The sequence below is a fragment of the Bradyrhizobium sp. PRIMUS42 genome, from assembly GCF_023006515.1.
Taxonomy (GTDB): Bacteria; Pseudomonadota; Alphaproteobacteria; order Rhizobiales; family Xanthobacteraceae; genus Bradyrhizobium.
Window position 1 is genome coordinate 1 of record NZ_JALBGZ010000212.1, and the last position, 9,039, is coordinate 9,039.

Genomic DNA, 9,039 nt, shown 5'->3' on the forward strand with positions numbered 1-9,039 from the left:
CTGCTCTCGCCGCGCGGCCGCGTGCTCGAGCACGGCATGCCGCGCTTCTTCCGCCGTCTCGCCGAAGGCGTGTTCGACGAGGAGGACGTGCGACAGCGTGCGCGCGAGCTCGGCGACTTCATCGCGGATGCACGAGAGCAATACGGCATCGCCGCACCGGTTGCGGTTGGCTTCTCCAACGGCGCCAACATCGCAGCCGCGTTGCTATTGCTGAAGCCGGATGTGCTTGCAGGCGCGATCCTGCTGCGCGCCATGGTGCCGCTGTCGGCTCCGCCGAAAGCCGAGCTTGCGGGCAAGCCGGTGCTGCTGCTGTCCGGCCAAGCCGACCCGATCGTGACGGCGAGCAATTCGGCGAAGCTGGCGACGCTGTTGTCGGATGCCGGAGCGCGTGTCGACCACAAGGTGCTGCCGGCAGGCCACCAATTGTCGCAAGCTGACGTAACGCTGGCCCGCGAATGGATTGGCAACGTCCACGCCAAGGCAGCATGATCGAGCGGCGGCGCATCGTTTCCGAACGGTGCGCCGCAGCTTCAATCGAACCAGCCGCGCCGCTTGAACCAGATCAGGGGCAACACGCCGCTGGCGATGATCGCGAGCCAGGCCAGCGGATAGCCGAAGCTCCAGTCCAGCTCGGGCATGTGCTTGAAGTTCATGCCCCAGATGCCGACCAGGATGGTCGGCGGCACGCCAACGACGGACACGATCGTCAAAATCTTGAACAGCTCGTTCTGCTGGATGTTGATGAAGCCGAGCACGGCATCAAGCAGCAACTGGATCTTGTCGGACAGTCGCGTCTCGTAATCGCTGAGCGAAACCACGTCCTTCGACACGGCCTCCAGGCGCTTCTTCGACGCGGCCGTGATCCATTCACTGCCGACATCGCCCGCGAACGACGCAATGCGGCCAACGCCGAGCAGGACATCGCGCGCCTTGGCGAGGCGATCGGCCAGTTCGCCGATGTTCTCCAGCGCCTCGCGCATCCGGCGGCTGGAGCGCACCGGCCGCTGGGTGCGGACGAGCCCGCCCCTGAAGACGCCGCGGGAGAGCTTGTCGACCTTCGCGCCGAGATGCTCCAGGACGTCGGCGCCACGGTCGATCATGGCTTCGAGCAGGCTGGTGAACACGCACATGCCGTTCTCCAGGCTGTCGTCGGAGCCGATGCGCTTGCCGATGTCGTCGAAGGTCGGCAGCTCCGCAAAGCGCACTGTGACCAGCACATGCGGGCCGATGACGAATCCCACCGGCGTGATCTCCGCCTCGTTGTCCTCGTCGAGCCGGACCGCCGGCGAGCTGAGATAGAGCGTGCCGTGGTCGAGAATGAGGCGGCTCGACGCCTCGATCTCGCTAAGAGACTCTTGCGAGAGGATGCGGATGCCGAGCAGTCGTTCGACGAACTCCTTTTCCTCATCGGTGGCGTTCAGGAGGTCAGCCCAGATGATCTCCGAGGGCATTTCCGCGCCGATACTCCGCCAGTCGTCGGACGGCCACCTGTAAAGCTTGAGCAAGAACCGAACTCCGTGGCCGCATCGTCATGCCGGCTGATGCATCCGGCCGTCATCTGGCGGGCTAACGCATCAGGGTTCCAAACGTTCAATATCCCTGGGGTGCGGTATGCCTTGCGTTTCGGGCGGAGTCCGCATTCCGACCAAAAGGGATCAGCGAATGTCCGCTTAGGACCCGACAAGAGACTCATGCATTGCAGCAAACTGGGCCTCATTCGATCACTTCGTCGGCGCGGACGAGTATCGAGGACGGCACGGTGAGGCCGAGTGCCTTGGCAATCCTTATGTTAATCACCAACTCGAACTTGGTCGGCTGCTCCACCGGCAGATCGGCAGGCTTGGTGCCTCTGAGTATCCTATCGACAAAACTGCTTGCACGGCGGAATAGATCGGCTGTATCCGCGCCGTAGACCGACAATCCGCCATTGGCGTAGACTCGAAACAAGTAGTTTGCCGGCAGACGATACTTCGCCGCGAGTGCGATTATTCGCGGCGCTTCGACATAGGTGAGCGGATCCCCGAAATCAATTATCGCATCGGCATTTTGGGCAGAAGCCGAAGCAAAGGCTACGTCAAGTTCCTCGGCCGTGGCCGCTTCAACTGTCAGCAGCACTATGCCGAGCTTCCGCGCCTTGCTGCGTGTCTCTTCCACTAAGTAAAGCATTGGGTTCTTTGGATTGACCAAGATCGCGATTCTCGAGGCGCCAGGAATAAGTTCGCGAAGGATTTCGATACGTTTTCCGAAAAAATCTTCAGGTACGTTGGTCGTAATACCCGTTATGTTGCCCCCCGGTCGCGATAGACTTTGAACGAGGCCGAGGCGGACGGGGTCAGCCACAGCGACGAACACAATCGGAATGGTGGCAGTTGCCGATTTCAGGGCTAGCGCCGCTTGAGGTCCCGCAGCGATTAGCACATCGGGATTGAGGCCGATCAGGTCGGCGACTGAAGCTGGCAGTTGATCGGGGGGATGAGAAAAGCGCAATTCGACAATCAGATTTCCACCTAGCCAGCCGTGGTGTCGCAGCCCATCGAGGAATACACGCTCGGCTTGATTAAGGGCCTGCCCGCTCCCATCACCGATCGCAAGAAAGCCAATGTGCCGAGGCTTCCTCTGCGCCCACAAACTGTGGGGCGAAACGAGCACTGCCGCAGTAACCGCTATGAACTCCCGCCGCTTCATTCGTTCCTCATGGCTGCTTGAGGACGATGGGGCGCAGAGTATCAGTCCATGACGTTCGTCGCACTCAGTGAAGTGCAATTCACCGTCGCGAAGCGGCGCGATGTCGCATACCGCAATGGGGCGTTCACGTCAGTGTACCCTTTACCCGGGAGCTTTCGGTCCTCCACCATGAGCAGACATCCTCAGACTTGCTGTGCATGTCTTTGGCGGCCTACGCCTCGCTATCCGCACCACGATTTCGCGCACGGGAGGTTGGAGCCTGACAGGCGTGCTTCCCTAATGCAATTTTGCCCGCTCCTATTGACTCGCATCGCGAATGGGCAAATCCTTCCAACAACGCAATTGCCACCGCCAATTTCAGCACTGCGAACTTAGGCGCCCTGGCCGTATCGGCGCCATCTGAGCAACTTTTTCTGAACAGAAACGGAGGGCCGATGCGCGCGCTCGTCTTGAGAACCGTCTCTCTTCTCACCCTCGCCACTCTGTGCTCGATCTCCGCCACGCCTGCCGCACACGCCGAGGACGGGACCGACGAGCAGTTTGGCAAGGTTCACTTCCAGACCTCCTGCAACGAGGTGGCGCAGCGGCGCTTCGACCGCGGGATGCGCTATCAGCACTCGTTCTGGTATCGACCCGCGAAAGAGATTTTCGAGGAGACGTTGCAGGCCGATCCGGAATGCGCCATCGCCCATTGGGGGATTGCCCTCAGCCTGCTGTACAATCCGCATTTTCCTGCGCCGAAGGAAAACCTCACTGAGGGCCTCGCTGCGCTGCAGAAGGCGAAGGCACTCGGCGCCAAGAGCGAACGCGAGCGCGACTATGTCGACGCGCTGCTGGCCTTCTACTCGGGCGACGAGAAGACGACGTTTGGCCAACGCGCGCAGGCATATCTCAAGGCAACCGAAGCCGTCGCCACGCGCTATCCCGATGATGACGAGGCACAGATCGCCTATGCCATCACGCTGAATGTCACGGCGTCACCAAACGACAAGACCTATGCCAACCAACTCAAGGGCGCTGCCATCCTGGAGCCGATCTTCAAGCGACAGCCGCGGCACCCGGGCGTCGCGCATTACTTGATCCACCTTTACGACTATCCGGCGATCGCAGAACAAGGTCTCGACGCTGCTAAGCGCTATTCCGAGATCGCGCCGGCGGCGCCGCACGCTTTGCATATGCCGTCGCACATCTTTACGCGCGTCGGCTACTGGAACGAATCCATCGACGCCAATAGCCGTTCCGCCAAGGCTGCCAAGGAGGGCAAGGACCCCAGCGAGCAGCTGCATGCCGACGACTATATGGTCTATGCCCTGCTCCAGCTTGCGCAGGACAGCCGAGCCCGCGACGTCATCGCAGACATGGTCGCGACCACGGGGTATGCGCCGGCCGTCCGCGCCGGTCCCTACGCGATAGCGGCCAGCCAGGCGCGTTATATGGTCGAGCGAGGCGATTGGCAGGGCGCGGCCGCGTTGAAGGTCGAGCCGAGCCGGTTTGCCTACGTCGATGCGATCACCTATTTCGCCCGCGCCCTTGGCGCCGCGCGCTCCGCCAATGCGGACGCCGCAACGGCGGATATCGCCAAGCTGGCGGAGCTTCGGGAGAAGTTGCAGCAGGACAAGGATGCCTATTGGGGCGAGATCGTCGACATTCAGCGGCAGGTCGCCACAGCCTGGCAGCTCAATGCCCAGGGAAAACAGGCGGACGCGTTGGAAGCGATGCGCCTTGCCGCCGATGCCGAAGACAAGACCGAAAAATCCATCGTGACGCCGGGACCGCTTGCCCCGGCGCGCGAGCTTTACGGGACCATGCTGCTCGAGCGCGGCATGGCGACAGAGGCATTGGCCGCGTTCGAGGCCACGATGCGCAAGGAACCGAACCGCTTTGGCGCGACGATCGGCGCCGCTCACGCCGCCGAGAAGGCGGGTGACATCGTGAAGGCACGCCAATACTACGCGAAAGTCGTCGACATGGCGCGCAATGGCGACTCCTCGCGGGAGGACCTCGCGGCCGCACGGAAGTTCATGGCTCAAAATTAGCAAAAGTTCAGCGGCATCTGCCATGCGCCTGGCAAGCAAATTCGTTGCGATCAGCTCAGCCACCGCACTACTCTGCGCAGCCGCTGCGGTCTGGATATTGCGATCTGACGAACCGGCACGCGCAACAGCGGCATCCAGCGAGGTCCGCCCGGTGTGGACGGAAACCGACTGGCCTTTCAGCGCAGATCCCTGGGGGAAGGGAAAGGCGTTCCGCTGCAAGGCCCACGATTGCGGCGGCGAGGTCCAGCTGTACGTTCGCGCCAAGCTCGGCTTTTGCAATTGCGCCACCGGCGTCGCCGATGACGGCGACCTCGAGCAAATGGGCGACCTGGCGCTGATTGGCAAGGCAACTCCGATCGGTGCCGGCCGAGAAATCGTAGTCGGTCGGATGCGCGGCCGCAGCCGGGCCTATCGCGTCGAGGGAAATCGCAGCGCCGCGCTCTCACTCGCCTTCAATCAGCGCTGCGACATGGTGGCCGCGACGGTTTTGGTTGGACCGGGCGCGCCCGCCTCACTGGAGCCGGCGGTGCTGGCCTTCCTCAATAGCGATCGCATGTTGAATTGGGCCGAAATCGCGCTTGGGTTATGACTCAGAGCAATTCGGCTTCCGTCGTTCGCAGACCAAAAGGACCTCTGACTCCTCGTTAAGGATCGCGTCACTGATGAGAGTTGTCCCGGTTTGCCTGCCGAGTTATCGATATCATAGTGGCTCCTGCCTGGGAGTGGGCGCACCCCAAGGGGTACGACCTAAACGTCTGCCAACCCCGGCGGCGGTTTGCGCATGTTGGAGGCCTGCTCATAGGCGTAGGCCAGACGCAGCAGCTTGTGCTCGCTCCAGGCACGGCCTGCGAAGGTGATGCCGAGCGGGTAGTCGGGCGTGTCCTTGTCGTCTGCTCCCGAGATGAAGCCGGCCGGCACCATGACGCTCGGATAGCCCGCCTTGGCGGCGATCCCGCAGCCTGCACTGCCGGGGAATAGCACCGCGTCGAGCTTGTGCTGATTCATGTAGGCGTCCATGCCGCGCGTCTTGGCGGAGAGCAGATCCATGGCACGTGCCGATTTATATTCGCGCTCGCTCAGATCGCCTCTGGTCATGCTGGCGGCGAGGAAGTGATCCTGGCCAAAGCGTAGCGCCGTCTCCGCATGCGCAGCATTGAAGGCCACGATGTCGGCAATGCTCCTGATCTCGGTGTTAGTCGCCCAATCCCTGAGGTAGAGGTCGAGATCGCGTTTCAGCTCGTAGAGGAAGACCACCGGCGGCCTCGCGACAGTGCCCTTGTGGTGGCTCAGCGGATTGCGGTTCAGCACGGCCATGGTCGTACCCGGCCCGCCGATCCAGCCAGGTGTCGGCATGCTGGCGCGGACGATGACCGCTCCGAGATCTTCCAGCACCGTGATCGCGTCAGCAATCACCTTGGCCGACCTCGGCGGCAGCTTGTCGTAGTAGGGATCGTTCAGCGGGTCCGCCGGGTCGCTCGGCACGCCGATGCGCGCACCCTTCATCGCATCCCGCGTGAGGCCGGCCGTGTAATCGGCCGGCCGCCTTTGCCGCTCCGTCACGGGATCGAGCACGTCCTTGGCGGCCAGCACGTTCAGCAGCATCGCGGCGTCACGCACGGTACGCGTCATCGGCCCTGCGGTGTCCTGGCTGTGCGCGATCGGCACGATGCCGGCGCGGCTGACGAGTCCGACCGTCGGCTTGACGGTGACGAGGCCGTTCTGGCTGGCGGGGTACAGCAGCGAGCCCGAGGTCTCGGTACCAACAGAGGCCGCGCACAAGCCGGCCGCCACGGCAACCGCCGAACCCGCGCTCGATCCGCCCGGCGGCACGACCGGGATGCCGCGATCGTCCATCAGCGTCGGCGCATACGGGTTCTTCACCTGGCCCCCGAGCGACGAATAGCCCGCGGGCATGTCGACCGCGAGCATGTTGGAGAACTCGGTCAGGTTCGCCTTGCCCAGGATCACCGCGCCGGCATCGCGCAGCAGCTTGACGATTGTGGCGTCGTCCCTTGCATGCGCGCCCTCCAGCGCCAGCGAGCCCGCGGTCGTCGGCTGCTTGTCGCCCGTTGCGATGTTGTCCTTCACCAGGATCGGGATCCCGGCCAGCGGCTGCCTGGCCGATGGTTTTGTGCCGTCGAGCGTGCCCGCGATCCCAAGCGCGTCGGGGTTGAGCGCGCGCACGGCGTTGAGCGCAGGCCCGCCGCGATCATAGGCCTCGATACGCACAAGGTAAGCTTTGGTCAGCGCCGTCGCATTAACCCGGCCGTCGGCGAGGGCTTGAGCGATCTCGCTCATCGTTGCGTCGTCGAGCTTGAGGGGGATCGGCACCGCGATGCCGGCCGCAGCGAGGCCAGTTGGCTTCTTCATGGCGTGCCTCGCCTGACGGCGCGTCCCGAACCATGAGGCCGCGATGATGTCATATTGCCAGTGTTTTGCCCGACGGGTCAACGTCCCGGCGCATCGCCCCAACCATCGCAGCGAGCAACGCGCAAGCCATTGAAATGACTATGCCCGGCTACTGTGCATGGGGTTGTTTTTCAGATTTTGGTTTGGGATGCCTTTCCTTCTCCCCTTGGGAGAAGGAAAGAGAGCAACGTGTCGGCCCCGCCCTACTCCCAATACCACGTCGAGAAATCGTTCTCGTATTGCGGCACGTCCTTCCAGACGCCCTTCAGCTTCTTGGCTGTGATGGTGATCAGCTGTGGCTGGTACAGGTAAGCGGAGACGGCGTCGGTCGCGAGCATGCGCTGGGCGTCGCCGAGCAGCTTGGCGCGGGCGGCCTCGTCCGGCGTCGACACGATCTGCTTGTAGAGCGCGTTGAATGCCTCGTTGTTGTAGCCGAGATAATAGTCTGCCTCGGTGATCTTGACGAGATCGAACGGCTCGACGTGGCTGACGATGGTGAGGTCGAAATTATGCGGACCATTGCCGGCGAACACCTGCGACAGCCATTGCGCCCATTCGACGTTCTCGATCTTGGCGACGATGCCGACCTTGGCGAGCTGGGCTGCGGCGATCTCGCCACCCTGCCGAGCGTAGGACGGAGGCGGCAGCTTCAGCGACAATTCGAGCGGTGTGGTGACGCCGGCCTCTGCGAGCAGCTTCTTGGCCTTCTCGGGGTCGTAGGGGTTGATGCCGGTAGTGTCGACATAGCCGAGCGCGCCCGGCACGTAGAAGCTGCCAATCGGCGTGCCGAAACCGTCGACGGCGCCGTCGATCATCGCCTTGCGGTCGATCGCGGCGAGGATGGCGCGACGGACGCGGACGTCGTCGAGCGGCTTCTTGCGGTGGTTGATCGCGACGATGGTCTTTGCCCTGGAGCCCCCGACCAGCACCGCGAAGCGCGGATCAGCCTTGAACTGCGCCATGGCGCGCTGTGCGGCGACCCGCGGGAACGCATCGATGTCGCCCGAGAGCAGCGCGGCGGTTTGCGCCGCCGGCTCCGAGATGAAGCGGATCGTCACCTTGGACAGTTTGACCGCGGCGGCGTTGCGGTAGTCGGCCCACTTGGTCAGCGTGATCGATGAGCCCTTGGCCCAGGCCCCGAGCTGGTAGGGCCCGGTGCCGACCGGCTGCGTGATATTGGTCGCAGCGCTCTTCGGCTCGACAATCGAGCCGCCCGCCTGTCCCAGCAGGAACGGCAGGTTCGGCTCGCCATATTTCAGGGTGATCACGATCGTATCGGCGTCCGGCGCCTCGACCTTCTCGAACGCCTGGTACAGGCTCTTGTCCTTGTTGGTGCTGGTCGGCGCGGCGTTGCGCTCGAACGAGAACTTCACCGCGGCGGAATCGAACGGCTCGCCATTGTGGAATTTGACGCCCTTGCGCAGCTTGAACGTATAGGTCTTCAGGTCGGGCGATGCGGTCCAGCTCTCGGCCAGCAGCGGCGAGACGGAGCCGTCCTCGTTGATCTTGGTCAGGGTCTCGTAGATGTTGTAGAGCGTGACCTCGGCGATCGCGGCAGCGGCGGCGTTGGTCGGATCGAGCCCCGGCGGCTCCAGCGCCATCGCCATGACGACGCTGTCCTTCTTGCTCTGCGCCAGCACGGGCAAAGGCGCCGCGATGAGCGCGGCGGCAAAGGCGACGATCGATAGTTTCCTGAACATCTCGTAACTCCCCGGCCTGCTGTCTTCGTGAGCCTACGCCAATCCTGCGCCGGACACTAACCTTCCATGGCCGCCCGCGGCAACGCCATCACGGCCTCGGCCCTGTGGCAGGCGGCAAGGTGCCCCTCGCCCACCTTGCGTAACTCAGGCGGAACCTCGCGGCAATGCTGGTCGGCGAGCGGACAGCGCGCGACATAGGGGCATCCGGT

General features: G+C 63.3%; 7 protein-coding genes and 1 pseudogene. 3 read left to right on the top strand and 5 right to left on the bottom strand.

Features of this window, described 5'->3' with window-relative positions:
- Positions 1–489 (top strand): alpha/beta hydrolase (locus MOV75_RS17505; RefSeq protein WP_247006268.1); only part of this gene is annotated, 489 nt, incomplete at its 5' end.
- 41 nt (positions 490–530) lie between these two features.
- On the opposite strand, the gene MOV75_RS17510 is transcribed toward MOV75_RS17505, so the two are convergent.
- Together MOV75_RS17510 and MOV75_RS17515 are read right to left on the bottom strand one after the other, a co-directional pair.
- Positions 531–1,505 carry a magnesium transporter CorA family protein gene (locus MOV75_RS17510; RefSeq protein WP_246929916.1) on the bottom strand — a complete coding sequence of 325 codons (975 nt, stop codon included), beginning with the start codon at positions 1,503–1,505 and terminating at the stop codon, positions 531–533.
- A gap of 208 nt (positions 1,506–1,713) precedes the next feature.
- A complete protein-coding gene (locus MOV75_RS17515) occupies positions 1,714–2,685 on the bottom strand; it encodes an ABC transporter substrate-binding protein (protein ID WP_246929917.1) in 972 nt (323 codons plus the stop codon).
- Positions 2,686–3,119: 434 nt separating this feature from the next.
- Here MOV75_RS17515 and MOV75_RS17520 point away from each other — a divergent pair, with 434 nt between their 5' ends.
- On the top strand, positions 3,120–4,721 hold the full coding sequence (locus tag MOV75_RS17520; protein ID WP_246929918.1) for a hypothetical protein: 1,602 nt from the start codon (positions 3,120–3,122) through the stop codon (positions 4,719–4,721).
- A 151-nt stretch (positions 4,722–4,872) separates the two neighbouring features.
- Complete coding sequence (locus MOV75_RS17525; protein ID WP_246929919.1) at positions 4,873–5,310, top strand: hypothetical protein; 438 nt, start codon at positions 4,873–4,875, stop codon at positions 5,308–5,310.
- A 158-nt stretch (positions 5,311–5,468) separates the two neighbouring features.
- On the opposite strand, the gene MOV75_RS17530 is transcribed toward MOV75_RS17525, so the two are convergent.
- From MOV75_RS17530 to MOV75_RS17540, 3 genes and pseudogenes are all read right to left on the bottom strand, one after another.
- Entirely contained in the window at positions 5,469–7,091 is a 1,623-nt protein-coding gene (locus MOV75_RS17530) for an amidase family protein (protein WP_247006270.1), read from the bottom strand.
- A gap of 242 nt (positions 7,092–7,333) precedes the next feature.
- A complete protein-coding gene (locus tag MOV75_RS17535; RefSeq protein WP_246931957.1) occupies positions 7,334–8,830 on the bottom strand; it encodes an ABC transporter substrate-binding protein in 1,497 nt (498 codons plus the stop codon).
- Between the two features lie 56 nt (positions 8,831–8,886).
- Positions 8,887–9,039, bottom strand: a pseudogene (locus MOV75_RS17540) (peptide ABC transporter ATP-binding protein); the annotation flags it as partial.

Excerpts from the sequence above, each read along its gene's own strand:
- MOV75_RS17530 (WP_247006270.1), bottom strand. The coding sequence starts at position 7,091 with ATGAAGAAGCCAACTGGCCTCGCTGCGGCCGGCATCGCGGTGCCGATC.
- MOV75_RS17535 (WP_246931957.1), bottom strand. The coding sequence starts at position 8,830 with ATGTTCAGGAAACTATCGATCGTCGCCTTTGCCGCCGCGCTCATCGCG.
- MOV75_RS17515 (WP_246929917.1), bottom strand. The coding sequence starts at position 2,685 with ATGAAGCGGCGGGAGTTCATAGCGGTTACTGCGGCAGTGCTCGTTTCG.
- MOV75_RS17520 (WP_246929918.1), top strand. The coding sequence starts at position 3,120 with ATGCGCGCGCTCGTCTTGAGAACCGTCTCTCTTCTCACCCTCGCCACT.